This is a genomic window from Streptosporangium sp. 'caverna' (genome assembly GCF_003203775.1).
GTDB classification, from domain to species: Bacteria; Actinomycetota; Actinomycetes; order Streptosporangiales; family Streptosporangiaceae; genus Streptosporangium; species Streptosporangium subroseum.
Genome location: NZ_CP029711.1, coordinates 6771144 through 6797659, shown reverse-complemented (window position 1 = coordinate 6797659; position 26516 = coordinate 6771144). Strand labels below are relative to the sequence as shown.

The window sequence follows — 26516 nt, the reverse complement described above, 5'->3', positions numbered from 1 at the left end:
CGTGGACGCCTCGTGCCGAGGTGCCGCCGGATGGGCGGCGCGGCGACGGGCACGTCGCTCTCGTTCAGAACCAGCGCGCGAGCGCCTCGTCGAGTGACGCGGACGACGCATCCGTCCACGCGATGCAGCCGTCGGGACGGACGAGCATCGACGGGCCTTCCTTGGTGCGTGCGTGGTGCACGTCGTGCGGGAGTGACCGTTCCGACGGCGAGACGAACAGGCCGCCGCCTTTCTCCATCAGCGCGTAGAGCCGCTCTTCGCCGCCGTCGGCGAGTGTGAGGAGCTGATCCTTCGCGAGCGTGCCGACGAGCGGGTCGTCGTCGCCGAGGTCGTAACGAATGCCGACACCCGAGAGCATCTCGCCGATGTGGCGATTGCCTTCGGGCGGCGTGATCAGGTCGCTCACGATGGTGCGGAGAGCGCTCGTGAGCGGGTCAGGACGGACCAGCGCGACTTGCGCGCGGGTGTTCTCCAGGACGCGCGCACCGACGGAATGGCGTTCGGCGGTGTAGGAGTCGAGGAGATGATCGCGCCCCTTCACCGCCGCGGCAAGCTTCCAGCCAAGGTTCGCGGCATCGACGAGGCCGAGATTCAAGCCTTGGCCGCCAAAGGGCGAGTGGACGTGCGCGGCGTCGCCGGCGAGAAGGACGCGGCCCATGCGGTAGGTCGTCGCCTGCCGCGCGTTGTCGGTCCAGCGCGTCGCCTTCGACATCGAAAGGATCTTGACGTCGGTGCCGCTCACGCGCTGGACCGACGCTTCGACCTCGGCCTGCGTGATCGGCGCATCCCGATCCGGCGGCGGGCCGTCGAACTCCGCCGTGAAGACACGCCCCGGGATCGACGTGATGAGGCCGCGCGGCGTTCGCCGCCAGCCCTTCGAGAGCTTCTCGGGCGCGTCGAACTCGATGAGAGCCTGATAGCCGGTGATGGTCGGATCCGTGCCGGGGAACTCGAAGCCGGCGAGCTTGCGGACGCGGCTCCGGCCACCGTCGCAGCCGACCAGGTACTTCGCGCTCAGCGGGCCCGCGCTCGTCTGCACGGTCACGCCGTCGTTGTCCTGCTCGAAACCTTCCACCGTGACGCCGCGACGGATCTCGATCCCGAGCTCGCTCGCGCGCGTGGTCAGGATCCTCTCGAGCGCCTCCTGCGGCACCATACGGCTGTGACGCGCCGGGTCGCGCTGGAGGTCCTGGTCGATCACGAACAACGCGGAAAAATGGCCTCCCGGCTTTTTCACCGGTCCGGCTCCGGCCCGCGCCGCCTCTGTCATCGGCATCGTCACTTGTTCCTCGTCGAGCGCACGCGCGAACCCGCGTCGCCTCAGCGCCTCGACTCCCACCGCGCCGATCGCGGCGGCCTTGATCCCACGGTCGGGTTCCACGAGCCGCTCCAGCACGAGCGGCTTCACGCCCGCGGTCTCGAGTTCGATTGCGAGGAAAAGCCCGACCGGGCCGGCGCCGACGATGACAACGTCGTGCATCACAAGATCGCCCATATCTCCGTCCTTCCGTCTCGGGCCGGGGCCGTGCAGGCTCCGCCCTCGACATGCAGACTGCCGCGGCCCTCTGTCATCGCCCGCACATGCCGCTGGCACACCCCTGGCGGCCCGCCGCCGACGGCTGGAGATCGGTCCTGGCGACTTACGCAAGGACGGAGACGAACTGGTCCTGGCCGTGGAGGAGGGCCGTCGCACTCGGGCGGAGGCCGCCTCGATCACCGTCGTCGCCGACGAGATCGAGGCGGTCGTCGCGGCCTGGGGCCGCCGTTCTGTGACGGCCGGGAGAGTTCCCGCCCGGACCCGGCCCGGCCGATCCCGACGCTGTCCGGCCGATCCTTAGATATTCCTTGACACGAATATTCTCGATGGAGAATAATCATGTCCATGGACGCACTCCTCACCGCACTGGCCGACCCGGCCCGCTGGCGGCTCCTGAACCTGTTGGCGGAGCGGCCCCGCTCGGTCGGCGTCCTCGCCCAGCTCGCCGAGGCACGCCAGCCACAGACGACCAAGCACCTGCAAACCCTTGAGCGCGCCGGGGTCGTCACCTCCCAGCGCACCGGTCAGCGCCGCATCTACGTGCTCCAGCCCGGTCCTCTGCGGGAGTTGGCGGCGGTGCTCAGCCGCCTCGCCGATACCGCGGACCAGGCCGGTGGCCTGCGCGAGACCTACGACCGCTACGGGCTCAGCCTCCACGCGGAGCGGCTCGCCGCGGAGGAGCCGGGGTGGGCCGACGACCGCTCATTGAGGTTCCTCCGGTCGCTGACGGGGCGCCCCGAGCTGGTCTGGCGCCACCTGACCGAGACCTCCCTGCTCGCCCGATGGTGGACGCCCGACGACCTCCGCGTCTCCGAGCTCGTCTTCGAGGCGAGACCGGGTGGGCGGATCGTCCAGGAGTACCGCGATGCCGAGGACGCCGACGGCTCCGACCTGGTCGCCGGGCGCGCGGAGGGAGTCGTCGACGACGTACGCCCCGGTGAGCGCCTCGCCTACCGGCTCTCTCCGCTGCTTCCCGACGGCGGCCTCGCCTTCACCGCCCACGTCGACCTCGGCCTCCGGCCCACCGACACCGGCACGGACCTCGACGTCCACTACCGGATCACCGACAGCACGGTCGACTCCGCGGACTTCATCGCAGGCATCGAGGTCGGCTTCGGCCAGAGCCTCGACAAGCTCGAGGCGGCCCTCGCCGCGAATTCCGGCAGCACCGAGCACGACACCGACACAAGGAGCACAAAATGACAGAGCAGACCGGCAGCCGCAGGGTCGTCACCAACATGAGCCTCTCCCTCGACGGCCACTACGCCGGGCCGGGCGACGCTCTGGACATGGGCTGGGTGATGCCGTACGCCGTCACCGACGTCGCCCGCGACCACCTGACCAGCCTCTGGGAGCCGGCGACGACGGCCCTGCTCGGGCGGGTCAACGCCGAGGGGTTCCTCGGTTTCTGGCCCACCGTCATCGGCATGGAGGGTGCCGACCCGCGCGACGAGGGCTTCGCGAAGTGGCTCGTCGACGCCGACAAGGTGGTCCTCTCCTCCACCCTCGGCGAGGCTCCGTGGGAGCGGACGACGATCGTCGACAAGCCGGCCGCCGAGGTTGTCGCGGACCTCAAGGCGACCGAGGGCGGCGACATTCTGGTGCTCTCCAGCGCGAGCGTCATCAAGGCGCTGCTGGCGGCAGACAAGGTCGACCGGCTGGCGATCGTGATCTTTCCGATCTTCCTCGGCGGCGGGCCGCGCCTCTTCGACGACGGTCTGCCCGCGGGGCAGTGGGCGCTCGTCAGCCAGACCGCGGGGGAGCACGGCACGTTGGCTCTCATCTACGACCGAGTCCGCTGAGCCGACCGGTCAGCGCGCTCGGTCGGTGAGGTGGCCCCGGCTCGGCTGCTGGAGCCACCTCGCACTCCATCGTCGACCCGCCGACGCCGACGCCGACGCGTTTCCGTGCGCCGGCGGAGCGGCTGCCGGCGGCCGGGGATCGACCGGCCGGTTCATGAGAGGTCGGCGAGCCACTTGACGACGGTGGCGACGAAGGTGGCCGGGTCGTGGCCGTGCATCGAGTGCGGAATGGCAGGGAAAGCTCGGTAGGTGAACGAGTTGCCGGTGCCCTCGACGAGCCGGCGGACGTGGCGGACCTGCTCGTCGGAGATCGCGCCGATCAGGTTCCCGGTGTCCGGGTCGACGTGGTTGAAATGGTGGGTGAACAGCACCGGCACCTTGACCTGCCGCAGCATCGCCTCATGGTCGCAGGTGAGGCCGACCCGGCCGGAGACGAAGGCGTCGCCCCACTCGGGGTCGTACTCGCGCAGGTTCTGCTTCGGACCCGCGGGCGGCAGCCCTCCGGGCACCGACCGCATCGCCGCGGGCAGCCACTCCGGGACCTCGCGGGCCATGGCGGCCTGCAGGCCGGCCTCGTCGCCGATCGACCACTGCGGGCCGAGCCACCGGTATCGGAGCCGGAAGATGTGGCCGACGGGGCCCTGGCGGATGGACGGGCCGATCGCGGGGGTGGTCTCCGAGGAGAACAGCGGCGGGTCCTCGTAGACCGCGGCGCGGATCTGACCGGGAGCGGCGTACGCGGACAGCCAGGCGGAAAGCACCCCACCGGACGACAGCCCGCTGACCACCACCGGCCGGCCGATCACGCGGTCGATGAACCGGACCAGGTCGCCGCCGAAGATGTCCAGGCTGTAGCGGCCCGGGGTCCACGTGGACCGGCCCTGCCCGCGCAGGTCGACCGCATAGACCTGGTAGGTCTCGGCGAGCAGGCGCATGGCCTCCTCGTAGCCCCACCACGACTCGGTCTGGCCGGGGATCAGCAGGATCGCGGGGTTCGCGGGATCCCCGGCCACGGCGTAGTTCATCCGGATCTCGCCGAGGTCCACGATGTGCTCGGGGAAGGCGTGCGTCTCGAAGATCTCGGGGTGGTCGCTGTACTCGATGTAGGTCACGGGGAACCTTTCGTCGCGGAGAGCAGTCGGGGAAACAGGACGGAGGCCGCCGGATCCGTCCCGAGCGAGTCGGCGCCGAAGCGCACACCGGGTGAGGAGACCGACAGCACCGCGGCGTCCACGCCGGCCGCCGCCCTGACCTCCAGGGCCGCGGCAGAGCTCCAGCCCGGCAGGCCGGGCGTGCCGTCGGGCCGGCCGTGCCCGGCCGCGCGGCGGGCCTCGGCGTAGTGGTCCGCGACGTAGTGCGCGTGCACGTCCAGCCAGTCGATCCTGATGGGCTGTGACGTCATCACAAAACTGATGAAATCATCAACAGCGGGCTCGGTCAACTATGGCGAGGCCTATGAGTGCGTCTATGGTGACGCCTATGAGTGCGTCCAGGCTGGAACAGCGCAAGGCGCAGACCCGCCGCAAGCTCGTCGACGCGGCGCGCGCGATGCTGGCCGACGGCACGGCGCAGCGGGCGAGCATCCAGGACATCACCGAGGCCGCCGACGTGGGGTTCGGCTCGTTCTACAATCACTTCACCAGCAAGGACGATCTGTTCGTCGCGGCGGTCGCCGACGTGCTGGAGGAGGTCGGCGCGCTGCTGGAGCGGCTCAACCGCGAGCTGGCCGACCCCGCCGCCGGGTTCGCGCAGTCGGTCCGGCTGGCCGTACGGATGGCCCGGAAGCGCCCGCAGGTCGCCCACATCCTGGTGCGCCACGGACTGTCCTATCTGGACGGCCGGCACGGGCTGACCCCGCGCATCCTGCCGGACATCATCCGGGCCGTGGAGGCCGGCCGGTTCACGGTGGACAACCCCCGGCTGGCGTTCGCCACCACCTTCGGCTCGGTGCTGGGCACACTGCAACTGACGCTCGTGGATCCCGACTTCGCCGCCCAGCCGGTGGACGAGCAACTCGCCGAGCAGCTGCTGCGAATGTTCGGCGTCGCCGCGGACGAGGCGCGCGAGCTGGCGACCGGACCGCTGCCCGACCTGCCCTGACCCTGTTAGGCGGTATGCGCGGGGTCCGTGCTCTCGTGTGCGATGGGGAAGCGCTATGAGAGGCAGTCGCCGATGAAGGCGAGGGTGAGCTCTTCCAACCTGTGGCGACCGTCAGGCCTTCGGCTACCGCGACTGCCTGCCTGCGCCAAGGCCGCGTTTGCCGACCTGGTCGGTGCCGAGGTTTGGCGCCTCGATGTTCTCGACCGTCTCAGCGCGCCCGCCCGTTCCCGGAGGGGTCGGCCGCTCGGTCACCAGTTGAGCGAGGGCAAGCAGGAGAAGTTCGCTGCTGGACCAGTCGGCGCGGTCGCCGCGGCCCAGTTCTACGACGCGTCGCATGACCTCATCGGGGGTGAAGCCCAGCGCGGTGGCGATGTGTTTGGCAGCTTGCAGAAGTTCGTGGTCTCGGGCCGCCATGAGGATGTCCTACCCTTCGGTGCGCTGCGGTGGGTGGCGCCTTCGGTGAAGATTTGGCCGAGTTCGTAGGCACGGGAGCGGTCATGGCGCCGGGTGATACGTGGTCGAGGAGGTCCTGTACTACGCGCAGGGGGCGGCCCCGTCCATCATCCGCGTCGTGATGACGTCCGAGCGCGCCTGGTCGAGCCGGATCCGCGCAACACCGCGATCGCCCAGGCCGTGGTTGCATCTGCCGGGCCGGGCCGGGTCGAGGTGGTGACGGCCGATGCCGCGCTCACCGGCCACTACCAGGGCACGGTGCCGGCCGACCGCGGTCGCTGGTCCCGGGGGAGCGCAGGTTCACCTTCATCGGCTACGACGTGCCCAAAGGCGCCGGCGCTCAGGGACCTGCCCCAAGACCGGCCTGCCGATGAACCCCGCCGGGTCCGCGGCGTTACTCGGCGGCGCGGCCGATCGGCCGCCGACTCCCAGAGGTCTGTACCGGCCGGGACCCGAGGTGCTCCTCCACTGCGATCGCCGGCTCTATCCGCTGGTGATCAGCAGTGCTAGGGGGCGATGACAAAATCCCAAACTTCGCCCGCGCTCGCCGCAGTGGACGTGCCGAGCACCGCCAACGGAACGACGAGCGTGACGAGCGCCACCAGCCGGGCGATGAAGCTGATCGTGATCTTCCGTCGCATGTGAAGAAACCTCGCTAGATGTACGGATTGGCGATCATGACCGTAACAGTCGCCGAAGGCCGCCATCAAGGGTCGGAGGCGGCGCGTCCACGTGCGGGCCTGGTACCGGCGTCGGGGCGGGCGGACCAGGATGGGGCCTACTTGGCGGTCGGGGACACGTACGAGCCGTCCTCTGAGCTGATCACCTGGTACGTCGTTCGGCCCGCCGCCAGGTGGCGGCGGGCCGACGGCGGCGCGTCAGGTCCTCGGAGGCATCAGAGGTAGAGGCCGGTGTTCTCCTGGACCGTCGAGTGGTTGAGAAAGCCGTCGCGCATGGCGAACAGTTCGGCGAGGGTGGCACCGGAGGAGGGCACGCCCTCGGAGGTGCCGAGCCAGTGAGCCGCCTCCTCGTGGGGGAGGGCGCCCACTTCGATCTGGGTGAGGCAGCGTCCGGGACGGACCACGGCGGGGTGGAGACGGGCGAGGTTCTCGTTGGTGGTGATGGCCACCAGCACGTCGCGGCCCTGGCCGAGCAGGCCGTCCGTCAGGTTGAGCAGGCGGGAGAGGCCCTGCCCCGTCGCCTCCTTGGCCCCGGACCTGATCAGCTCGTCGCAGTCCTCCAGCACGAGGAGCCGCCACTTCTTGCCGTCGTCGTCCGAGCCGACCGCGACCTCCATCAGGTAGCCGGGGGAGTTGAACAGCTGCTCCGGGTCCAGCACGCAGTCGACCTGGCACCACGACCGCCACTCGTGGGCGAGCGTGCGCAGCAGCGTCGTCTTTCCGGTGCCGGGCGGGCCGTGCAGCAGGACCAGGCGGCCGTGCACGTCGGCGGGGGTGACGGACATCAGGCGTGAGATCGGGTCGTTGAGGGACTTGGCGTAGTTGCCGCTGATCTCCTGCCAGGGGGACGCGGTGATCGGCTTCTCCGAACGGCGGCCGCCGTGGGCGCCCTGCCACCAGAAGCCCATCTCGACGTGGTCGCTCTCGGGCGCGGGTTCCACCGCGTCCTTGGTGACCTCCTTGACCACCGAACGGGCCAGCTCCTCGTCGACCGCCGTCACGCTGACCGTGGCGGCCCGGTTGCGGTAACGGACCACGCGCAGCGTCCAGCCCTCTCCGCACGTCAGCCGGGAGTCTCGGCCGTCCTCCTCCAGCGCCGCACGGATCAGCGTCCCCGAGGCCGGTGTGAGCGAGGCCTCGGGGCGGACCCGCTCCAGGCTCGCCGTGCACGACCAGGGCTGTGCTCCCGTGGCGAAGGGCGAGAGCGCGAGCGCGTCGATCACGTCCACGGCCGAGTCGCCGTCGTCGAGCCAGATCTTCATCGGTAGCTCGGTCGGGCGTGGCTCCGGCGTGAAGTTGACCTCCTTGAGAACGGACATGGCGGCAATGATCCTCTCTGGTCGCCTGCCGGTCGAAGGGTTTTACGTGTACAAAACTCTTCGAAGGATTTTGAGGAACTTTAAGGATGTGAAACCAGGCGACGGCTCTGCGACGGCGCGTACGGGTGGTCTTGGCGGGTTCTATGTCGACGGTCTGTGGCGGGGCCGGCGCTGTGATCGGCTCCGGTCGTCGGCGACGTGCCGTACCGCGCGGGCGGTGGCCGCGATCGCCTGGTGCGGCTCCTCGGGTCCGATGCGTCGCCTGCTGAGGTCGCGCTCGGGAGTGAGCCGGAACAGCCGCGGGAGTCGGGCCTCCAGCGGCGCATCAGGGGTGTCCGGCGGCGCGTTTCCCGGCGGGGCCACGATCTCGGTGTGGAGCTTCGGCGTCGGCGGCTGGAATCTCCTGGCCGATCATCCCGATCCACGGTGTGGCGGGCGTGGTTCCCGTCAGTCGCGCAACCGTACGAAATTGTACACTCTTGCCCGATTTGCGACCAAGCGGTGGCCGGTGCCTCCCTACCCTTCCGCACGTTGAACGGGTCGCGGCACACCGCTCGGCTCCCGGCCCTTCTCGTCACCCGCGACGGCGTATCCCCGCCCAGGCCGGACCCCGCCGATCGAGGCCGCCTTCGAGCGTGCGCCCCCGGCCGCTGATCTCGCGGCCGGTTTAGGGGCTTCTATCCCGGTAAGAAAATGGCTGTTTATCTACCCGGCGATTACCTGGAGACGCGTCACGTGACGATCCGCTGACAGACCAATTGGCGAACCCAGCCATATTGCGCCATGTCGCCTATTACGCTCCGGTAAGCCATCTCACCAAACCGTGGAGACATCTCGTGGCCATCGATCTTGTTACCCGTCGGGAGTGGGGCGCCCGGGAGCCACGTGGTTCCTACAGCCGGCTCAGCTCCACCAAGGGTGTGAAGGTTCACTACACCGGCGGCCAGATCAGCCCGGGCATCGTTAACGATCACGCTAAGTGCGTCGCCCTGGTGAAATCAATCCAGAACCAGCACATGGATGGAAACGGATGGATTGACGTTGGCTATTCGCTGCTGGTCTGCCCGCATCGGAAGGTGTTCGAGGGCCGGGGCCTGAACCACCTGCCGGCCGCCAACGGCGCCGGGCTCAACAGCGGCCACTACGCCGTGCTCGGCCTGGTCGGCTCGTCCGGGCTGACCAGGCCGACCGACAACATCCTGCACGGCATCCTCGACGCCATCGAATATCTCAGGGACAAGGGCGGCGCGGGCAAGGAGATCAAGGGCCACCGGGACGGCTACGCCACCAGCTGCCCGGGCGAGCCCCTGTACGCCTGGATCAAGCAGGGCGCCCCGCGCCCCGGCAGCGGCCCCGTCGGACCGCCCGAGCCGCACCCCTCCTTCTCCGGCCGGGTCCTCAAATACCCGCCGGTCATGAGCGGCGAGGACGTCCGCACCTGGCAGGCGCAGATGGACAAGCGCGGCTGGGACATCGACGTCGACGGCCTGTACGGCCCGGGCTCCCGCGACGTCTGCCGTACGTTCCAGCAGGAGAAGGACCTACCCGTCACCGGCACCGTCGACCGCGCCACCTGGAACGCGACCTGGGAGGAGCCCGTCAGCTGATGCCGGGCGCGAGAATCGCGGTCGCGTAGGGGGACCCCGGGACAATATTTTGCGGCCGTGGCGCTTACTATCCGGTGCATGAAGGTGCCGCTTGATGGATCCCGGCCGGATGCGGTGTTCCCGTCGGTCACGCGTGAACGGTGGCGTGAGCTCGCGCTCGGGGTCTTGCGCAAGTCGGGAGTCGAGACCGGCTCCCCCGAGGAGGCGCTGGCCTCCATCACGTATGACGGCGTGACGATCGCGCCGCTCTACGACGCCTCCGATCTTCCCGGTGATCCCGGCCTGCCGGGATCGGCCCCCTACATCCGCGGTTCCCGCCCCGAGGGCGGAAGCTGGGACGTGAGGCAGCGGCACGAGGTGGCCGACCCGGAGGCGGTCCTGGCCGACCTGGAGAACGGCGTCACCTCGCTCTGGCTCGCCCTGGAGCCCGAGGATCTGCCACGGGTCCTGGAGCGGGTCTATCTGGAGCTGATCTCGGTCACCCTGGACGCGGGCGGGCGGACCCGCGAGGCGGCCGGGGTGCTGTTCGAGCTGGCCGAGCGGAAGGGGTCCGGCGCGCTCGCCGGAAACCTGGGCGCCGACGCTCTCGCCGACCCGGAGACCGCGATCGAGCTGGCCCGCCTCTGTTCCGAGGGCTTCCCGGACCTCAGGGCGATCACCGTGGACGGCACGCCGTACCACGACGAGGGCGGAAGCGACGCCGAAGAACTCGGCTGCTCCGTCGCCGCCGGAGTCGCCGCCCTGCGGACCCTCACCGGGGCCGGTCTCACGGTCGAGGAGGCGTTCGGGCAGCTGGAGTTCCGCTACGCGGCCACCGCCGACCAGTTCCTCACCATCGCCAAGCTCCGTGCCGCGCGCAGGCTCTGGGCGCGGGTCGCCGAGGTGTGCGGCACCGACGCCGGGCAGCGGCAGCACGCCGTGACCTCCTCGGCCATGATGACCGCCCGAGACCCGTGGGTGAACATGCTCCGCACCACGCTCGCCTGCTTCGCGGCAGGGACGGGCGGGGCCGACGCGGTGACGGTTCAGCCGTTCGACGCGCGCCTCGGCCTGCCGGACGCCTTCGCCCGCCGTATCGCGCGCAACACCCAGGCGCTGCTGATGGAGGAGGCGGGAGTGGCCCGGGTGATCGACCCGGCCGGAGGCTCCTGGTACGTCGAGCGGCTCACCGAGGATCTGGCGGCCAAGGCCTGGGAGTGGTTCCAGGAGATCGAGCGCGCGGGCGGCATGGCGGCGGCCCGGGAGTCCGGGCTCGTCGCCGATCGGCTCGCCGCGACCTGGAAGAGGCGCGCGGCCAACATCGCCCGGCGTCGCGACCCGATCACCGGTGTCAGCGAGTTCCCGAACATCGGGGAGAGGCGTCCCTCCCGGGCGCCCCGGCCGGGCGAGGTCGCCGGAGTGCACTACGCCCAGGAGTTCGAGGCGCTGCGCGATCTGGCCGATGCCCAGGAGACCCGTCCGAAGGTGTTCCTGGCGACCATCGGCCCGGTGGCCGCGTACACGGCCAGGGCGTCGTTCGCGGCCAACCTGTTCCAGTCCGGGGGCATCGCCACCGTGCCCGGCGGGCACGGCGTGGATCCCGACCGGATCGCCGCCGACTTCATCGCCGCCGGCGGCGGCGCGGTCGTCTGCCTGTGCTCGAGCGACAGGCTGTACGGCGAGCACGCCGAGGCGGTGGCCGCCGCGCTGAGACGCGCCGGGGCGCAAAAGGTCTGGCTGGCGGGTAGGAAGGGAGAGTTCGCGGGCGTGGACGCCGATCTCTACGCCGGGTGCGACGCGCTCGGGGTGCTCCGCACGACCTTCGACGACCTGGGGGTGACCCGATGATTCCCGACTTCTCCGAGATCGGGCTCAAGCCTGAGTCCGTGACCCCGGCCTCGGCCCAGGGCCGGGACCTGGACGACTGGGCGCGTGCCGTACGGGACGCCACCGGGAAGGGCCCGGAGGATCTGGTGTGGGAGACGCCGGAGGGAATCGACGTCAAGCCGCTCTACACCTCCGACGACCTGGCCGGGATCGACTTCCTGGAGACCTATCCGGGCGCCGCGCCGTACCTGCGCGGGCCGTACCCGACCATGTACGTCAACCAGCCGTGGACCATCCGGCAGTACGCCGGGTTCTCCACCGCCACCGAGTCGAACGCCTTCTACCGGCGCAACCTGGCCGCCGGGCAGAAGGGGCTGTCGGTCGCCTTCGACCTGGCCACCCACCGCGGCTACGACTCAGACCACCCGCGGGTGGCCGGAGACGTCGGCATGGCGGGCGTGGCCATCGACTCCATCTACGACATGCGGCAGCTGTTCGACGGGATCCCCCTCGACAGGATGAGCGTGTCGATGACCATGAACGGCGCGGTGCTCCCGGTGCTCGCGCTCTACGTCGTGGCCGCCGAGGAGCAGGGGGTGGCGCCCGAGCAGCTGGCGGGGACCATCCAGAACGACATCCTCAAGGAGTTCATGGTCCGCAACACCTATATCTACCCGCCGGGCCCCTCGATGCGGATCATCTCCGACATCTTCGCCTACACCAGCCAGAAGATGCCGAAGTTCAACTCGATCTCGATCTCCGGCTACCACATCCAGGAGGCCGGGGCCACGTGCGACCTGGAGCTCGCCTACACCCTCGCCGACGGGGTGGAGTATCTGCGGGCGGGCGTCGAGACCGGCCTGGACATCGACGCCTTCGCACCGCGCCTGTCGTTCTTCTGGTGCATCGGCATGAACTTCTTCATGGAGGTCGCCAAGCTGCGGGCCGCCCGGCTGCTCTGGGCGCGCCTGGTGTCCGGGTTCGATGCGAAGAATCCGAAGTCGCTCTCGCTGCGGACCCATTCGCAGACCTCGGGCTGGTCGCTCACCGCCCAGGACGTCTACAACAACGTCGTCCGCACCTGCGTCGAGGCGATGGCCGCCACCCAGGGCCACACCCAGTCGCTGCACACCAACGCCCTCGACGAGGCGCTGGCCCTGCCCACCGACTTCTCCGCCCGGATCGCCCGTAACACCCAGCTCCTGCTCCAGCAGGAGTCGGGCACCTGCCGGGTGATCGATCCCTGGGGCGGCTCCTACTACGTCGAGCGGCTCACCCACGAGCTGGCCCGCAGGGCCTGGGGCCACATCGAGGAGGTCGAGGCCGCCGGAGGCATGGCGAGGGCGATCGACCAGGGGCTCCCGAAGCTCCGCATCGAGGAGGCCGCCGCCCGGACCCAGGCGCGCATCGACTCCGGGCGCCAGCCGGTCATCGGCGTCAACAAATACCGGCCCGACGCCGACGAGCCCATCGAGGTGCTCAAGGTCGACAACACCTCCGTCCGCGCCCAGCAACTCGACAAGCTCCGGCGACTGCGCGAGGAACGGGACCCCAGGCGGGTGGAGGACGCGCTCGCCGCGCTCACCAAGGGAGCGGAGGGCGACGGCAACCTGCTCGCGCTGTCGATCGAGGCGGCCCGCGCCATGGCCACGGTCGGGGAGATCTCCGACGCCCTGGAGCGGGTGTTCGGGCGGCACGCGGCTCAGATCCGCACGATCTCCGGGGTGTATCGCGAGGAGGTGGGATCCGGCGTGGACGAGGTCCGTGCGGCGTGCGCCGAGTTCGAGCGCCTGGAGGGCCGCCGTCCGCGGATCCTGGTGGCCAAGATGGGGCAGGACGGCCATGACCGGGGCCAGAAGGTGATCGCCACGGCCTTCGCCGACCTCGGTTTCGACGTGGACGTCGGCCCGCTGTTCCAGACACCCGAGGAGGTCGCCCGCCAGGCGGTCGAGGCCGACGTGCACGTGGTCGGCGTGAACTCGCTGGCCGCCGGGCACCTCACGCTCGTGCCGGCGCTCCGCGAGGCGCTGACCGACCTCGGCGCGGGCGACGTCATGATCGTGGTCGGCGGGGTCATCCCGCAGGGCGACTTCGACGAGCTGCGCGCGGCGGGCGCGAGCGCGATCTTCCCGCCCGGCACCGTGATCGCCGACGCGGCCCGTGAGCTGCTGGCGGACCTGCTCACCCGGCTGGGCCATGACGCGGACGCTTGAGGACTACGTCCAGGGGGTGAAGGAGGGCTCCCGGGCGTGGATCGCCCGCGCGATCACCCTGGTGGAGTCCTCCAGGCCCGACCACCAGGACCTGGCGCAGCGCCTGCTGGTCGAGCTGACCCCGCTCGCGGGCAGGGCGCGCAGGGTCGGCATCACCGGCGTGCCGGGCGTCGGCAAGTCCACGTTCATCGACGCGCTCGGCGTGCGCCTGACGGCGGAGGGCCACCGGGTGGCGGTGCTCGCCGTCGATCCGTCCTCGACCAGGACGGGCGGCAGCATCCTCGGCGACAAGACCAGGATGTCCCGTCTGGCCGTCGACCCCGACGCCTTCATCCGTCCGTCGCCGACCTCGGGCACGCTGGGCGGCGTCACCAGGGCGACCCGGGAGGCGATGGTCGTCGTGGAGGCGGCCGGCTATGACGTCGTGCTCGTGGAGACCGTCGGCGTCGGCCAGTCCGAGACCGCCGTCGCCGACATGGTGGACACCTTCCTGCTCCTCACCCTGGCCAGGACCGGCGACCAGCTGCAGGGCATCAAGAAGGGGGTGCTGGAGCTGGCCGACGTGATCGCGATCAACAAGGCCGACGGCTCGGAGGGCAGTCCCCACGAGCTGGACGCCCGCAAGGCCGCCAGGGAGCTGGCCGGAGCGCTCCGCCTGCTGGGCCCGGAGCGCACGCCCCCGGTGCTCACCTGCAGCGGGCTGACGGGAAAGGGCCTGGACGAGCTCTGGGAGCAGGTCGTCCACCATCGCGACGCCCTTGAGGCCTCCGGTGAGCTCGCCGAGCGGCGCCGGCGCCAGCAGGTCCGCTGGACCTGGTCCCTGATCACGGATCGGCTGCTGAGCCGGCTCCGCGGGCATCCCGAGGTCGCGGCGATCACCGCCGAGGTGGAGCGCGAGGTCCAGGAGGGCACCCTCACCCCCTCGCTCGCCGCCGACCGCCTGCTGGCCGCTTTCCGGCGCTGAGGCGCCCGCCCGTGCGTCGCGGGAGCGCCCGGGCCGCCGCTCGCCGTACCGGGGTGCCCTTCGCCCGCACCGTGTGCCGTGTGCGGTGAGCGCGCGCCGAAATGAGCGGCGGGTTTACGGAGTGACCGTTTATCGGTGACCGGTCCATGGGGCGCCGGATAATCCCGGCGGGGATGCGGTGAAAACACTTTGGGGTGGGCTTGCTTTTTCATGGCCTTACCCGGTGGGTTGAGGCCTCCAAGGGAAGTCCGATATGACCCATTATCCTTGTGAGAGCCGGTCGGCAACGCTTCTCAAGGGCAGGGAGCAGGCATGAAATACAAGAGGATCGTCATCAAGCTCAGCGGGCGGGCGATCGCCGGAGAAGACGATTACGGGTTCAGTGCGGCGGCCCTGCAGCACCTGGCGACCGAGGTCATCGAGGTGCGCAAGCTCGGCGTGGAGATCGCCATCGTCGTCGGCGGTGGAAATGTATTTCGTGGAAGCAGGTCGGACTCATGGGGAATCGACAGGATCGAGGCCGACAATATCGGCATGATGGCGACCGTAATCAACAGCCTTCTCCTGCGAGGCAAACTCAATGCCCTGGGAGAGCGGGACGTGCGGGTGATGACCGCCATTCCCATTGACAGGGTGGCCGAACCGTTTATACGACTGCGCGCCGTACACCATCTGGAAAAGGGCGCGATGCTCATTCTTGCCTGCGGCATCGGTCAGCCGTTTCTCACGACCGACTACCCGAGCGTCCAGCGCGCGCTGGAGCTCGACGCGGACGGGCTGCTCGTCGCCAAGCACGGCGTCGACGGAGTGTACGACAGCGATCCCGGGGTCAATCCCGGCGCGCGCCGGTTCGAGATGCTGACCTACGACGAGGTCCTCGACAACCGGCTCGGAGTGATGGACCAGTCGGCCTTCATCCTGGCGCGGGACCACGGCGTGCCGCTGCACGTCTTCGACATCGAGCAGCCGGGTCTCATGGCGGCGATCTGCAAGGGCGAGCACCACGGCACCGTCATCCACAGGGAAGTGGAGCGGGCCGTCTACGGCTGACGGCTCGGGAGGTTCGAATCCGGTGTCGCCCTCCCCGTGCCCGACGCCGGGCCGCCCGAGGCCGTTGATGCGCCCGGGACGCCCGGGGCATCGAGTCGGGGCGTCCGGGGCGTCGAGGTGGCGGTGACGACATAGGCGATTGTCACGATCCGTAATCGACTTGACCGTCACGGTGAATCGGAGAAATGTACATAGTCAATTATAACTAAATAGGATTGTTGATCCGAGTTTAGATAGAAATCTTGGACGACTGGGAGGTTGATCGTCCATAGACGATCATGTGATACTTCGCCAGAAGGATTAGGAATTATTGCAGTAAATCACCCTTTAGATGCGCAGTGTGTGAGAAGGCGCATGGCGAGGCGCGGAAGGGTTCCCCAGGGATCGCCGGCCAACCGGTCCCGGCCTTTTCCGCGTGGGAACGCGGCCACAACGAGGTGGCCCGTCCCCGGATGGCGCCGTACCGTCCGTGAGCTCCGCCACGGACGGCCGTCACGCCGCGTGGGTTCGCGCCGCGCGAGGTGGGAGAGCACAGCAATGTCGATCGATGCCGGTGCCCGCATGTCCCGGCGGACGAGAACCGTCCCCGTCCATCGCGCCTTACCGCGTCTCGCGAGGGATCCGGCGAACGCGCTCGCAGAATTCGGCAGGCAGGCCGGGGGAGAGGTCGTCCGTCTGAGCCTGGGACCGGTCCGCCCCTATCTGGTGACGCATCCCGACCACGTTCAGCAGGTGTTGCGGGGCGGTTGGACGAACTACAGACGCGAGGGCATGTTCTGGCGACCGCTGCGGCGGCTTCTCGGCGCCGGTGTTCTCAGCGAGGACGAGGGCTGGGAGGGCAGCAGGAAGGCGCTGCAGCCTCTGTTCACCGAGCGATACGTCGCCGCGCTCGGTGAGGAGATGGCGAGGACGATCGCCGCGCGCGTCGAGGAACTGGACGAATACGCCCGGACGGACCGATCCGTGGACGCCGCCGACGAGATGAAGGTGATCGTCAACCGGGCCATCGTCAGGGTGCTCTTCGGAGACAGGATCACCCACGAGGACGGCGAGCGTCTCGCCTCCGCCTACGACACGGCCTCCATCTCGGTCAACTTCCGGCTGCTCATGCCGTTCATGCCCTATTCCGTTCGGATACCCGGTGACCGGGCCTTCCTGAAGGCCGTCGAGACGGTCGACGACGTGGTGTTGCCGGTGATACGGAAGGAGCGGGCCGATCCCGGAGAGGGCTTCGAGGTCGTCTCCGCGCTCTGCAGGACCCGGGAACAGGACGCGGGCGAGATCGGCGACCGGCTGATCCGTGACGACCTGGTCAGCGTCTACGGTGCGGCGGCGGAGTCCACCGCCTCGACCCTGAGCTGGCTGTGGCCGCTGCTGGACGCACATCCGGAGGTGGCGGCCAGGCTCCAGGACGAGGTCGGCCGCGTGGTCGGCGCGGGCCCGGCCGTACCGGCGCATGTTCCCGAGCTGCGATACACCCGCATGGTTCTTCAGGAACTGCTGCGGCTGTATCCGGCGGGCTGGATCTCCCCGCGGATGGCCATGGAGTCCGCGGAACTCGGCGGAGTACAGATCAAGGCGGGTTCCCAGATACTGATCAGCCCCTACGCCACGCACCGGCTGGGGGAGTTCTGGGATCGCCCGCTGGAGTTCGACCCCGAGCGGTTCGCGCCCGAGAACCGGGAGCGCCGGCACAGATACGGCTACTTCCCCTTCGGCGGTGGCCCCCACCAGTGTCTCGGCCAGCATCTGTTCCACCTCGTGGCGTCACTCGTGGTCGCGGCGTTCCTCAGCCGCTTCCGGCCGGTGCTCCGCACCTCCGGACCGTTCACCCAGGCTCCGGCCGCCTCGCTGCGTTCCCGGCAGAAGATCGAGCTGGGCCTCGTCCGCGTCGAGCGCGCCGGGGGTGTGGCCCGATGATCGGCTCTGTTGATCCCGATAGCCGTTCGGCCGTCATCGAGGCCGGGGCGATCTGCGCCGTGGCCGGCCAGTCCCAGCGGGACATGCGCGGGTGGGCGGGAGAGTATCCCGGGCTGTTCTCCGCGAAGCCGTTCGACGCCGCCCTTTACAGCACGCTCTCGCTGGCCATGGCGTTCAGCGGGCCCTGGTTCGACGCCAAGCAGCTGCGGATGGCGAACAAGGTCTGCCTGTGGGCGTTCGGCCTGGACTGGCTCGTCGACTACGTCGCCACGTCGCCCGCGGAGGCCGAGGACATCGCCCGCCGGTGCGTGGCCACGTCCGAGGGCGCCCCGCCGGTCTCCGGCGACGACCTCACCCGCATGCTCGCCGACATCCGCGACGAGCTCGCCGCCTCGCCCGCCTTCCCCGTACTCGGATCCGTCTGGCGCGAGGAACTGCGATTCATGCTGGAGGCCATGCTGCGCGAGTGGCACTGGAAGAGCGAGGAGAGACGACCCTCGTTCGAGGAGTATCTCGGCAACGCCGACAACCTCGGTTTCACCTTCGCCTTCACCTCGCACTGGATCAGGACCTCGGGGCCGCAGGTCGCCGACCTGGACCGGATTCGCCAGGCGAGCAGGGCGGTGCAGCGGGTGATCCGTCTCCTCAACGACCTGGCCACCTACGAGCGCGACCTGAGCTGGGGCGACCTCAACGCCCTGCTGCTCGACGTCACCCGTCCCGAGGTCGAGCAGCGCATCGCCGAGCTCGCGGCCGTCAGCCGAGAACTGATCGTCCCGCTGCGGGAGGACCATCCCGAGGTGGCCGGCTATCTGGAGCGTCAGATGGACTTCTGCGCGGGCTTCTACCAGGTCGGCGACTACTGGGGCGCCCTGTGAGCGTGTCCGACCTCCTCGTGTCCGGTACGGGACCGGGCCGGGCGGACGCCCGCGTCGACGTGCCCGCCGAGGCGCGCGACCTCGTCGCCGGACTGGTGGCCGACCCGTGGGGCCAGGTCTCCGCCTCGGCCTACGAGACCGGCCGGCTGGTGAGCCTGGCGCCGTGGCTGTCGGGCCACGCCGGGCGTGTGCGGTTCCTGCTGGACACCCAGAGGCCGGACGGCACCTGGGGCGCTCCCGGCGGTTACGCCCTCGTCCCCACCCTCAGCGCGACCGAGGCTCTCCTGGCGGAACTGCGGCGTACAGGCCATGACGGTACGGATCCGGACGGCTCCCCTCAAGGCGGCGACGCGGAGCACCGAGTCCCGAACCCCGGCGTTCTCGCCGGGGCCACGAGGCGGGGGTTGTGGGCGCTGGAGCGCTGGTCCGGCGAAGGAGCCGAGCGCTTCCCCCTGCCGGACATGCCCGCGATCGAGCTCATCGTCCCGGCCCTGATCTCCATGATCAACGCTCGTACGGGTCCGGCCGGCGAGCGCCTGGGCGCACCCGCGGGCATGGACGGCGCGAAGCTGACGGCCATCCGAGCCTGGCTGGCGTCGGGCGGGACCGTACCGCAGAAGCTGCTTCACGCGCTGGAGGTGGCGGGTGAGGCCGCGGTGCGAGCCGCCGATGTCAGCCCGGTTCCGATCAGCGCCGCGATCTTCGGCGACATCGGCGCCATGGGCGCGATCGGGGCGTCGCCCGCGGCGGGGGCGGCATGGCTCGGGGCGGAGGGACCCTCCGATCCGGCGGACCCCGTGCTGCGATACCTGGAGGAGATCGCGGACAGGACCGGCGGTCCCGTGCCGTGCGCGACGCCGATCACGGTGTTCGAGCGGGGCTGGGCGCTGAGCTGGCTGCTGCGCGCCGGGGTCCCCGTGGTGGTGCCGCCCGAGCTGACGGCGAGTCTGAGCGGCGCGCTCGGCCCGGAGGGCGTCGCGGCCGGCCCCGGACTGCCGCCGGACGCCGACACGACCTCCGTCGCGCTGTACACGCTGGTCCTGCTGGAGGCGCCCCTGGAACCCGTCGGGTTGTGGCCGTACGAGACGGACACCCATTTCTGCACCTGGCGCGGGGAGGAGGGCGCCTCCCCGACCGTCAACGCGCACGTGCTGGACGCCTTCGGTGAGCATCTGCGCCGCGGTACGGGCGCCGAGCCCCGCTACGTGGCGGCGGTGCGCAAGCTGAGCGCCTGGTTGTGCGGCCGGCAGGCGGCCGACGGGAGCTGGTTGGACCGCTGGCACGCCTCGCCGTACTACGCGACGGCGTGTTGCGCGCTCGCGCTGGAGGATTTCGGAGGCGAGGAGTCCGCGGACGCGGTGCGCGGGGCCGTGGGATGGGTACTCGGCAGCCAGCGCGAGGACGGATCCTGGGGGCGCTGGGAGGGGACGGCGGAGGAGACCGCGTACGCGCTGCAGATCCTGCTGCTGGCCGGCGGGCAGGCGGGTGACGGGCGGTGCGAGGAGGCCGTGGAACGCGGATACCGCTACCTTCTGGGCTCCGTCACCGATCGCGGCGACCCCGTCGACCCGCGGCCGCTCTGGCACGACAAGGACCTCTACTTCCCGGCGGGGATCGTGCGGGCGGCCGTGCTGGGCGCCCTCCATCTCGCCAGGCGGGACACGCTTCCCGTGTGCGTTCCGTCACCGTCCCCGAGTCGGGTCGCCATCGCTCCGTGACGGAGGGTCACCGGAATTCAATTCGGAAAAATTGTCCGGAAAAGGAGCAAGAGAACTTATGTGTTCAATGTCGGCTTGAGTGTATTTGATGACGTTGCTAGGGTTCACCGGGTGTGACGCGGGATGCCGATCGGTGTGATGCGGCGTTGATGGATTCACATAAGTTAATCGCCGTGAAACGCACTGTGATTTTTTTTCACTTTCTCCGGGATGGATGCGATGCGCGTGCGCAACGGGCGATTGCGGACCAAGGTCACGGCGCTACTGGTGTCGCTTACCGCGCTCTGGGCGTTCACGGCATGGGTCACGGTGCGTGATGGACTGAACATGCTCGGCGTGGCCACGCTCGACTCGGGCATCGTCCAGCCGAGTGAGCAGCTCCTGGTCGAGCTGCAGGTGGAGCGGCGGCTCAGCCTGATCGTCCTCGGCGAGCCCGGTGCGGGCCGCCAGCAGCGTGCGGCGCTGGAGGTCCAGCGCGGGCGGACCGACAAGACCATGGCGAGCTTCCGCGAGCTCGCGAGCGGCGGCAGCGTGCAGCTGATGGCGAGTTCGGTCCTCAAACGGCGCGTCAGTGAGATGAACCAGAAGCTGGACGGCCTCCAGGCCGGCCGCAGAGCCATCGACGAGCGGCGGGTGGACCGAACCCGGGCCGCCGCGCTGTTCACCGACGCCGTCGATCTCCTCTACCACGTCTACGCCTCGGTGGCGACGCTGGACGACGAGGCGATCGCCAAGGACGCCCGCACCCTCATCCAGCTGAGCCAGGCCCGCGAGTTGCTCGCCCAGGAAGACGCCATGGTGGCGGGTGCCCTGCTGACGGGCCGTCTCACCGAGGCCGAGCGAGTCCTGTTCGCACAGACCGTCGGCGCGCAGCGATTCCTCGCCGGTCGGGCCATGGCCGAGCTGCCCCCGGCGCAACAGGCCGCCTACCGGAAACTGGAGGGCGGTCAGGCGTTCACCCGCCTGCACACCATGGAGAACCGGCTGATTCAGGGCTCCGAGATGCAGTTGACCAGGTTGGTGGACCCCGGACAGTGGAACGCCGCCGTCCAGCCCGTGCTGTCGGAACTGCAGAACACGATCGTGACCGGTGGCGACGAAGTCGTCGAGCGGGCCACCCCGGTGACGGTCGGCGTCATCGTGCGGCTCTCGCTCGCCGGCGGCCTGGGCCTGCTGGCCGTCATCGCCTCCATCGTCCTGGCCATCACCACGACGCGGGCACTGGTCCTGCAGCTGGAGAAACTGCGGATCGCGGCCTGGGAACTCGCCAACGAGCGGCTGCCCAGCGTGGTGGAGCGGATCGGCCGGGGCGAGAACGTCGACATCGAGGCCGAGGCGCCGCCGCTGCAGTTCGGCGACGACCAGATCGGGCATGTCGGCCAGGCGTTCAACGCCGTGCAGCAGACCGCCATCAAGGTCGCGGCCGAACAGGCCCAGCTGCGGCGCGACATCGCCGACATCCTGCGCAACCTCGCACGCCGTACCCAATCGCTGGTCCACCGCCAGCTGAGCGTGCTGGACGTCATGGAGCGACGGGAGAACGACCCGCAGGAACTGCGGGACCTGTTCCGCCTCGACCACCTGGCGACCCGCATGCGCCGTTACGCGGAGAACCTCCTCGTGCTGTCCGGCGCGGCGCCGGGCCGCGCGTGGCGGGACGCGGTCCCGATGATCGACGTGGTCCGCGGCTCTCTGGCGGAGATCGAGGACTACACCCGGGTGGACGTGATGCCCCTCGGCCAGGTGGCGCTGGACGGCCGGGCCGTCAGCGACGTCATCCACCTGGTCGCCGAACTGGCCGAGAACGCCGCCTCCTTCTCCCCGCCCTACACGACGGTCCAGGTCAGCGGGCACACCGTGGCCCACGGATACGCGCTGGAGATCGAGGATCGCGGCCTGGGCATGAGCGCGGAGAACATCGCCTCGGCCAACGAGCGGATCGCCAACCCTCCGGAGCTCAAGCTCTCGGGCAACGCCCGCCTGGGACTGTACGTGGTCAGCCGCCTGGCCGAGCGGCACGAGATCCGGGTGACGTTCAAGGCCTCGCCGTACGGTGGCACGACGGTCATCGTCCTGATCCCGCAGGCGCTGGTCACCGAGCAGGAGCCCGAGAGCGTCGTCGGCGCCGGCGTGCATGTCCCGCAGGCCCGTACGGCGGGCAGCGGCTCGATGACCGGCGCGATGCTCCCCGTCGCCGCGATGCCCGGCAGGGAGGCGGTCGGTCCGGGGGGCACGGGCGATTCCATGCCCGCGGGCAGGAGGGAGAAGGCCATCGACGAGCCCGTGCACGCGGTGCCGCTCGAGCGGCGGGAGCCCACGCACCCGGCGGTGAGCCACTACGAGTCCCTCGCCGGGTCCGGGGTGCACAGCGACGGCGGTAGCCCCGGCGGTCCCGGTGTCTTCGGCGGTTCCGACGCTTCCCCCGGCTCTTCCGGCCCTTCCGGCGGTGCCGGGTCACCGATGCCGCCCGTCATGCCTCCGCCCGACACCAGCCATACGCCGGGCGGCCTCCCGCGCCGCGTTCCCCAGACGCACCTCGCCGCTCCGCTGCAGGACGACGGCTCCACGCCGGCGCCCGAATCCGATGGCGACACCGACGAACGCTCGCCGGACATGATCCGCGCCGCGATGTCGTCCTTCCAGGACGGCACGCGCCGCGGCCGTTCCGAAGCGGCACAACTTCTCGATCGGGGTGGCGATCCCGTGAACGACGGTGATCCAGCCGTGTGACGCTATTTATGATCTTGATTCGCGCGTGCCAGGTTGGCGCCGATGAGCCGCGAGCGGCCGGCGAGCGAACGTCGGTCGGCAGAAAGAGGAGAACGAGTGGTGCAGGGAACAGGATCTTTCACCGACCTGGCCTGGTTGCTGGACGACCTGGTCGGGCGAGTGGAGGAAGCTCAGCACGGAATCGTCTTCTCCACCGACGGCCTGCTGCTGGCCACGTCGGCGGGGTTCTCCCAGGCGGACGCCGAGCACCTGGCCGCCGTCGGATCGGCGGTCCAGAGCCTGGGCCGCGGGGTCAGCGACCGGGTCGAGGGCGGGCCGGTGCGCCAGACCATCATCGAGATGCGGTCGGCATATCTGATCGTGACCGCGGCCGGGCAGGGAGCCTGCCTGGCGGTGCTCTGCACGGCCGAGGCCGATGTCGGCCTGGTGGCGTACGAGATGGCCATGCTCGTCACCCGGGTCGGCCAGTACCTCACCTCGCCGACCCGGGCGGCGGGATCCTCGTTCAAGGGCGACACTCCACGATGAGCCGCTTCGACGAGAACGACGACACGCAGTGGGTCGGTGAGGAGGCGGGGCCGATCGTCCGGCCGTACGTCCTCACCCGGGGCAGGACCGAACCGACCAGCGGCAGGTTCGACCTCATCACCCTGGCGGTGACGGTGCGTTCCGTCTCACCGCAGGAGCCGGGTCTGGATCCGGAATGTCTCGCCATCGCGCGGTACTGCCACCAACCCCAGTCGGTCGCGGAGATCGCCGCGCACATGAACCTTCCCGCGGGCACCATCCGTGTCCTGCTCAGCGACCTGCTCGACCAGGGATTCATCGCCTTGCAAGAACCTCATTCGGAGACGGACATGCACGACGAGAGGCTGTACAGGGCGGTGCTGGATGGACTCCGTGCGCTCTAGCCGTGACGCCGGGCGGGTGAAGCTGCCCAGAGCGATCAAGATCCTGGTCGCCGGCGGGTTCGGGGCCGGTAAGACCACCCTGGTCGGCGCGGTCTCCGAGATCACGCCGTTGCGCACCGAGGAGACCCTGACCGACCGGGGCATCGGGGTCGACGACCTGTCCGGGGTGGAGACCAAGCAGACCACCACGGTCGCCATGGACTTCGGCCGGATCACCATCGACGACGCCTACCGGCTGTACCTGTTCGGGACCCCCGGGCAGGAGCGCTTCTGGTTCCTCTGGGACGAGCTGGCCCTGGGCGCCCTGGGCGCGGTCGTCCTCGCCGACACTCGAAGGCTGGCCGACTGCTTCCCCTCCCTGGACTACTTCGAACGGCGCGAGACGCCCTTCATCGTCGCGGTCAACTGCTTCGACGGAGCTCGCCGCTACGACCTCGACGAAGTCCGGCTCGGGCTGACCCTCCACCCGGACATCCCGATCGTGCTGTGCGACGCCAGGCGGCGGGAGTCGGGCAAGGAGGTCCTCATCACCCTCGTGGAGCACGCGATGAGAATGCGGCTCGGCACGCCGACCTCCGAGGGGACCGCGGCCCGATGATCTGACCCCGTTTCCACGGGTTCCGGGAGCCTCACGGTGGTTCAGGGGCGGATATTGTCCGCCCCTGAATCACTTTTCTTCTCCTCTGTAGTGGTAAATCACCACATCGCATGAAGCGGTCCCATAACTACCTGTGTTCGGCATGTCACGATGACGGTGATCATGGGGGCTCTACATGGGGAGAAATACATGTGTGACGATCCGGCCGTTCCTCCCGCCGTGGCGCGGGCGCTCGGGGAGTATCGGGCGCTGCTGGCCGAGTACGGGGTCACCTGGGGGGAGGATCCAATCTCATACGTCAAGTCAATGGCCACCAACGCCTACCTGATGCGTGAGACGACGTTCTGGGACGTCTGCGACAGTATGATCACCAAGCGCTATCCGGGCATCCCCCCGGAGCAGACCGGGCAGCACCTCACCGAGCTGGACATGGACGAGGTCGTACGGAACGTCCTGGCGGGCAAGGTTCTCGACAACCTCGCCGCGCTCCGTCTCACCGCCGACGGCGTCTCGATCGAGGCGCGGGCGCGGGCCGTACTCGACGGCGAGCCCGTGCGCACGACGCTGCTGGCCGACTCCTCGCGCGAGGAGCCGGTCACCGTGCTGGTGGACGGCAGGGCTCACGAGATCGGCCCGCACGGCGCCCGGCTCATCGCGATCACCAGCGGGAGCGAGGTGATCGCCGACGGCGCGCGCGTGGACCTCGCGGCCCTGACCCGCCCCGCCCCCGCCGCCCGGCTCCGGGTGCGCGCCGGAATCCCGTGCAAGTGGAGCGTGTACGGCGAGGACGGGCACGGCTGGTACCCCGAGGCCGCCCCGGCCAGGCGCGACTACCACCTGCGGCCCTACTTCCACGGTGACGACCTGGTGCTGGACGTGCCCGCGGAGCCGCTGACCGTACGGGTGTCGCGGGGGATGGAGTACGACTCCGCCGAGGTCGAGATCACCCCGGCGGCGGGGGAGGAGACCCTCCTGACGCTCGCCCCGCGGCGGCTCTACGACGCGGCGGCGCGCGGCTGGTACGGAGGGGACATGCACGTCCATCTCAACTGGGCGGGCGACATGGTCGGCACGCCCGAGCTCGCGGCGGCCATGCAGCACGGCGAGGACCTGCACGTGCTCAACCTGGTCGCGGGAAACGTCTCCTCGATGCGGGTCTACGACTCCGAGGCGCTGGAGCACTGGGCGGGGCAGGACCTGCCGTGGTCCGACGACACGCACCTGGCCAGGATCGGCGTCGAATACCGCAACGACCTGCTCGGGCACTTCTACGCCTTCGGCGTCTCGGCACCGCCCTCGCGATTTCACACCGGTTTCCTGAAAACCGCGGACTGGCCTCCCAACAGCGTGGCCTGCGAGGAACTGCGCGGTCTCGGCGCGATCCTGGGCTACAGCCACCCCTTCCACAACCCGATGTCCGAAACCGACGGCCCGGGCGTGCTGCCGTGGCGGAACCGCAACTGCTCCTCCAGGGAGATCGTCGCCGACGCCGCGCTCGGCCTGGTGGACACCCTCGACGTGCTCAGCCAGACCGCGGTCGGCACGACCGCCGTCGTCTACCGGCATTTGATCGGCGCGGGCAACCGGATCGCGGTCACCGCGGGGACCGACGCGATGGTCTCCTTCGCCCGGCGCGGCAACCAGTCCAACCCGCCCGGCTGGGAGCGGGTCTACGCCCAGGTGGACGGGCCGCTGAGCGCCGAGTCGTTCGCCGAGGCCGTCAGGCGGGGCCGTACGTTCGGCACCACCGGGCCCTGGCTGGAGCTCCTGGTCGCCGGGCACGGGCCCGGCTCCACGCTGGAGGTCTCGCCCGGCGACCGGGTCACGATCACCGTCGGATCGGTCGGCCCCGAGGTGGAGCGGCTGGAGATCCGCACCGCCGACGGTGTCCTGGCGGAGGGACCGCCCGGCGCGCTGACCGCCGAGCTGGTCGTGGGCGATCCCACCTACGTCGTCGCCGTGGCCGTCGGCGGTTCGCACGAGCGCGTCTTCACCGGCACCGGGGCCTACGCGCACACCAGCCCTGTCTACCTCGACGTCGGCGGCCGCCACGTGGCCAGGGAGCAGGACATCCGCTGGTGCCTGGAATGGCTGGACCACACGGAGACGATGCTCCGCGAGGAGGGCAGGTTCGAGACCCCCGGGCAGCTCGGCGACCATCTGGACCTGATCGAGCGGGCCAGGGAGGTCTACCGCTCCCGCCTGGGCTGAGGTCCGCCCCGCGCGCCCA

Annotated in this window: 22 protein-coding genes; 16 read left to right on the top strand and 6 right to left on the bottom strand. The window is 69.9% G+C overall.

From position 1 onward, the window contains the following. Window positions 1-64: 64 nt before the first annotated feature. A complete protein-coding gene (locus DKM19_RS29740; RefSeq protein WP_110700101.1) occupies window positions 65-1495 on the bottom strand; it encodes an FAD-dependent monooxygenase in 1431 nt (476 codons plus the stop codon). A gap of 381 nt (window positions 1496-1876) precedes the next feature. Between DKM19_RS29740 and DKM19_RS29735 the strand changes: the two genes are divergently transcribed. After that, on the top strand, window positions 1877-2740 hold the full coding sequence (locus tag DKM19_RS29735) for a metalloregulator ArsR/SmtB family transcription factor (protein WP_239513654.1): 864 nt from the start codon (window positions 1877-1879) through the stop codon (window positions 2738-2740). Continuing rightward, window positions 2737-3339, top strand: a complete 603-nt coding sequence (locus DKM19_RS29730; RefSeq protein WP_110700099.1) for a dihydrofolate reductase family protein — start codon at window positions 2737-2739, stop codon at window positions 3337-3339. The genes DKM19_RS29735 and DKM19_RS29730 overlap by 4 nt, the downstream gene beginning before the upstream one ends. Before the next feature lie 152 nt (window positions 3340-3491). Here the strand turns inward: DKM19_RS29730 and DKM19_RS29725 are convergent, their stop codons facing one another. Both DKM19_RS29725 and DKM19_RS29720 read right to left on the bottom strand, forming a co-directional pair. After that, window positions 3492-4451 (bottom strand): alpha/beta fold hydrolase, encoded by a 960-nt coding sequence (locus tag DKM19_RS29725; protein WP_204358301.1) that lies wholly within the window; start codon window positions 4449-4451, stop codon window positions 3492-3494. Beyond that, window positions 4448-4741, bottom strand: coding sequence for a hypothetical protein (locus DKM19_RS29720; RefSeq protein ID WP_110700097.1), 294 nt, complete (start codon window positions 4739-4741; stop codon window positions 4448-4450). Before DKM19_RS29720 ends, DKM19_RS29725 begins: the two co-directional genes overlap by 4 nt. Before the next feature lie 77 nt (window positions 4742-4818). Here DKM19_RS29720 and DKM19_RS29715 point away from each other — a divergent pair, with 77 nt between their 5' ends. Continuing rightward, on the top strand, window positions 4819-5439 hold the full coding sequence (locus DKM19_RS29715; RefSeq protein WP_204358300.1) for a TetR/AcrR family transcriptional regulator: 621 nt from the start codon (window positions 4819-4821) through the stop codon (window positions 5437-5439). Window positions 5440-5562: 123 nt separating this feature from the next. Here DKM19_RS29715 and DKM19_RS29710 read toward each other — a convergent pair whose 3' ends face one another. The 3 genes from DKM19_RS29710 to DKM19_RS29705 all read right to left on the bottom strand — a co-directional run bounded on the left by DKM19_RS29710 (window position 5563) and on the right by DKM19_RS29705 (window position 7891). Further along, window positions 5563-5853 (bottom strand): hypothetical protein, encoded by a 291-nt coding sequence (locus tag DKM19_RS29710; RefSeq protein WP_110700093.1) that lies wholly within the window; start codon window positions 5851-5853, stop codon window positions 5563-5565. 545 nt (window positions 5854-6398) lie between these two features. Then, window positions 6399-6533, bottom strand: coding sequence for a hypothetical protein (locus DKM19_RS52600; RefSeq protein WP_255415444.1), 135 nt, complete (start codon window positions 6531-6533; stop codon window positions 6399-6401). Window positions 6534-6787: 254 nt separating this feature from the next. Beyond that, window positions 6788-7891, bottom strand: a complete 1104-nt coding sequence (locus tag DKM19_RS29705) for a DUF5925 domain-containing protein (protein ID WP_110700092.1) — start codon at window positions 7889-7891, stop codon at window positions 6788-6790. Window positions 7892-8727: 836 nt separating this feature from the next. Here DKM19_RS29705 and DKM19_RS29700 point away from each other — a divergent pair. The 13 genes from DKM19_RS29700 (at window position 8728) to DKM19_RS29640 (ending at window position 26497) form a co-directional block, all read left to right on the top strand. Then, window positions 8728-9498 (top strand): N-acetylmuramoyl-L-alanine amidase, encoded by a 771-nt coding sequence (locus tag DKM19_RS29700; RefSeq protein WP_110700091.1) that lies wholly within the window; start codon window positions 8728-8730, stop codon window positions 9496-9498. A 78-nt stretch (window positions 9499-9576) separates the two neighbouring features. After that, entirely contained in the window at window positions 9577-11325 is a 1749-nt protein-coding gene (locus tag DKM19_RS29695; protein WP_110700090.1) for a methylmalonyl-CoA mutase family protein, read from the top strand. After that, window positions 11322-13517: a methylmalonyl-CoA mutase gene (scpA, locus tag DKM19_RS29690; protein ID WP_110700088.1), complete on the top strand. Its 2196-nt coding sequence runs from the start codon at window positions 11322-11324 to the stop codon at window positions 13515-13517. The genes DKM19_RS29695 and scpA overlap by 4 nt, the downstream gene beginning before the upstream one ends. Next, window positions 13501-14481, top strand: coding sequence for a methylmalonyl Co-A mutase-associated GTPase MeaB (gene meaB / locus DKM19_RS29685; RefSeq protein ID WP_110700086.1), 981 nt, complete (start codon window positions 13501-13503; stop codon window positions 14479-14481). The genes scpA and meaB overlap by 17 nt, the downstream gene beginning before the upstream one ends. Before the next feature lie 312 nt (window positions 14482-14793). Further along, a complete protein-coding gene (pyrH, locus tag DKM19_RS29680; RefSeq protein WP_110700084.1) occupies window positions 14794-15531 on the top strand; it encodes a UMP kinase in 738 nt (245 codons plus the stop codon). A 537-nt stretch (window positions 15532-16068) separates the two neighbouring features. Next, window positions 16069-17451, top strand: a complete 1383-nt coding sequence (locus tag DKM19_RS29675; protein ID WP_110700082.1) for a cytochrome P450 — start codon at window positions 16069-16071, stop codon at window positions 17449-17451. Further along, window positions 17448-18329, top strand: a complete 882-nt coding sequence (locus DKM19_RS29670; protein ID WP_110700080.1) for a terpene synthase family protein — start codon at window positions 17448-17450, stop codon at window positions 18327-18329. The genes DKM19_RS29675 and DKM19_RS29670 overlap by 4 nt, the downstream gene beginning before the upstream one ends. Continuing rightward, a complete protein-coding gene (locus DKM19_RS29665; RefSeq protein ID WP_239513653.1) occupies window positions 18326-20047 on the top strand; it encodes a prenyltransferase/squalene oxidase repeat-containing protein in 1722 nt (573 codons plus the stop codon). Before DKM19_RS29670 ends, DKM19_RS29665 begins: the two co-directional genes overlap by 4 nt. 219 nt (window positions 20048-20266) lie before the next feature. Further along, the gene (locus DKM19_RS29660) at window positions 20267-22777 is read left to right on the top strand and encodes a nitrate- and nitrite sensing domain-containing protein (RefSeq protein WP_110706090.1); all 2511 of its coding nucleotides are present in this window, start codon (window positions 20267-20269) and stop codon (window positions 22775-22777) included. Window positions 22778-22873: 96 nt separating this feature from the next. Beyond that, window positions 22874-23305, top strand: coding sequence for a roadblock/LC7 domain-containing protein (locus DKM19_RS29655; RefSeq protein WP_110700078.1), 432 nt, complete (start codon window positions 22874-22876; stop codon window positions 23303-23305). Continuing rightward, window positions 23302-23688: a DUF742 domain-containing protein gene (locus tag DKM19_RS29650; protein WP_110700076.1), complete on the top strand. Its 387-nt coding sequence runs from the start codon at window positions 23302-23304 to the stop codon at window positions 23686-23688. Before DKM19_RS29655 ends, DKM19_RS29650 begins: the two co-directional genes overlap by 4 nt. After that, window positions 23669-24286 (top strand): ATP/GTP-binding protein, encoded by a 618-nt coding sequence (locus tag DKM19_RS29645; RefSeq protein WP_110700074.1) that lies wholly within the window; start codon window positions 23669-23671, stop codon window positions 24284-24286. Before DKM19_RS29650 ends, DKM19_RS29645 begins: the two co-directional genes overlap by 20 nt. A 189-nt stretch (window positions 24287-24475) precedes the next feature. After that, window positions 24476-26497 carry a CehA/McbA family metallohydrolase gene (locus DKM19_RS29640; RefSeq protein ID WP_110700072.1) on the top strand — a complete coding sequence of 674 codons (2022 nt, stop codon included), beginning with the start codon at window positions 24476-24478 and terminating at the stop codon, window positions 26495-26497. Window positions 26498-26516: the final 19 nt, after the last annotated feature.

What these genes read in the sequence shown, in the direction of transcription:
- DKM19_RS29710 (WP_110700093.1), bottom strand. Translation starts at nt 5,853, where the DNA reads ATGGCGGCCCGAGACCACGAACTTCTGCAAGCTGCCAAACACATCGCC.
- DKM19_RS29705 (WP_110700092.1), bottom strand. Translation starts at nt 7,891, where the DNA reads ATGTCCGTTCTCAAGGAGGTCAACTTCACGCCGGAGCCACGCCCGACC.
- DKM19_RS29735 (WP_239513654.1), top strand. Translation starts at nt 1,877, where the DNA reads ATGTCCATGGACGCACTCCTCACCGCACTGGCCGACCCGGCCCGCTGG.
- DKM19_RS29720 (WP_110700097.1), bottom strand. Translation starts at nt 4,741, where the DNA reads ATGACGTCACAGCCCATCAGGATCGACTGGCTGGACGTGCACGCGCAC.
- DKM19_RS29650 (WP_110700076.1), top strand. Translation starts at nt 23,302, where the DNA reads ATGAGCCGCTTCGACGAGAACGACGACACGCAGTGGGTCGGTGAGGAG.
- DKM19_RS29695 (WP_110700090.1), top strand. Translation starts at nt 9,577, where the DNA reads ATGAAGGTGCCGCTTGATGGATCCCGGCCGGATGCGGTGTTCCCGTCG.
- DKM19_RS29670 (WP_110700080.1), top strand. Translation starts at nt 17,448, where the DNA reads ATGATCGGCTCTGTTGATCCCGATAGCCGTTCGGCCGTCATCGAGGCC.
- DKM19_RS29645 (WP_110700074.1), top strand. Translation starts at nt 23,669, where the DNA reads ATGGACTCCGTGCGCTCTAGCCGTGACGCCGGGCGGGTGAAGCTGCCC.
- pyrH (WP_110700084.1), top strand. Translation starts at nt 14,794, where the DNA reads ATGAAATACAAGAGGATCGTCATCAAGCTCAGCGGGCGGGCGATCGCC.
- DKM19_RS29675 (WP_110700082.1), top strand. Translation starts at nt 16,069, where the DNA reads ATGTCGATCGATGCCGGTGCCCGCATGTCCCGGCGGACGAGAACCGTC.
- DKM19_RS29730 (WP_110700099.1), top strand. Translation starts at nt 2,737, where the DNA reads ATGACAGAGCAGACCGGCAGCCGCAGGGTCGTCACCAACATGAGCCTC.
- DKM19_RS29715 (WP_204358300.1), top strand. Translation starts at nt 4,819, where the DNA reads ATGAGTGCGTCCAGGCTGGAACAGCGCAAGGCGCAGACCCGCCGCAAG.
- DKM19_RS29740 (WP_110700101.1), bottom strand. Translation starts at nt 1,495, where the DNA reads ATGGGCGATCTTGTGATGCACGACGTTGTCATCGTCGGCGCCGGCCCG.
- DKM19_RS29640 (WP_110700072.1), top strand. Translation starts at nt 24,476, where the DNA reads ATGTGTGACGATCCGGCCGTTCCTCCCGCCGTGGCGCGGGCGCTCGGG.
- DKM19_RS29660 (WP_110706090.1), top strand. Translation starts at nt 20,267, where the DNA reads ATGCGCGTGCGCAACGGGCGATTGCGGACCAAGGTCACGGCGCTACTG.
- DKM19_RS52600 (WP_255415444.1), bottom strand. Translation starts at nt 6,533, where the DNA reads ATGCGACGGAAGATCACGATCAGCTTCATCGCCCGGCTGGTGGCGCTC.
- meaB (WP_110700086.1), top strand. Translation starts at nt 13,501, where the DNA reads ATGACGCGGACGCTTGAGGACTACGTCCAGGGGGTGAAGGAGGGCTCC.
- scpA (WP_110700088.1), top strand. Translation starts at nt 11,322, where the DNA reads ATGATTCCCGACTTCTCCGAGATCGGGCTCAAGCCTGAGTCCGTGACC.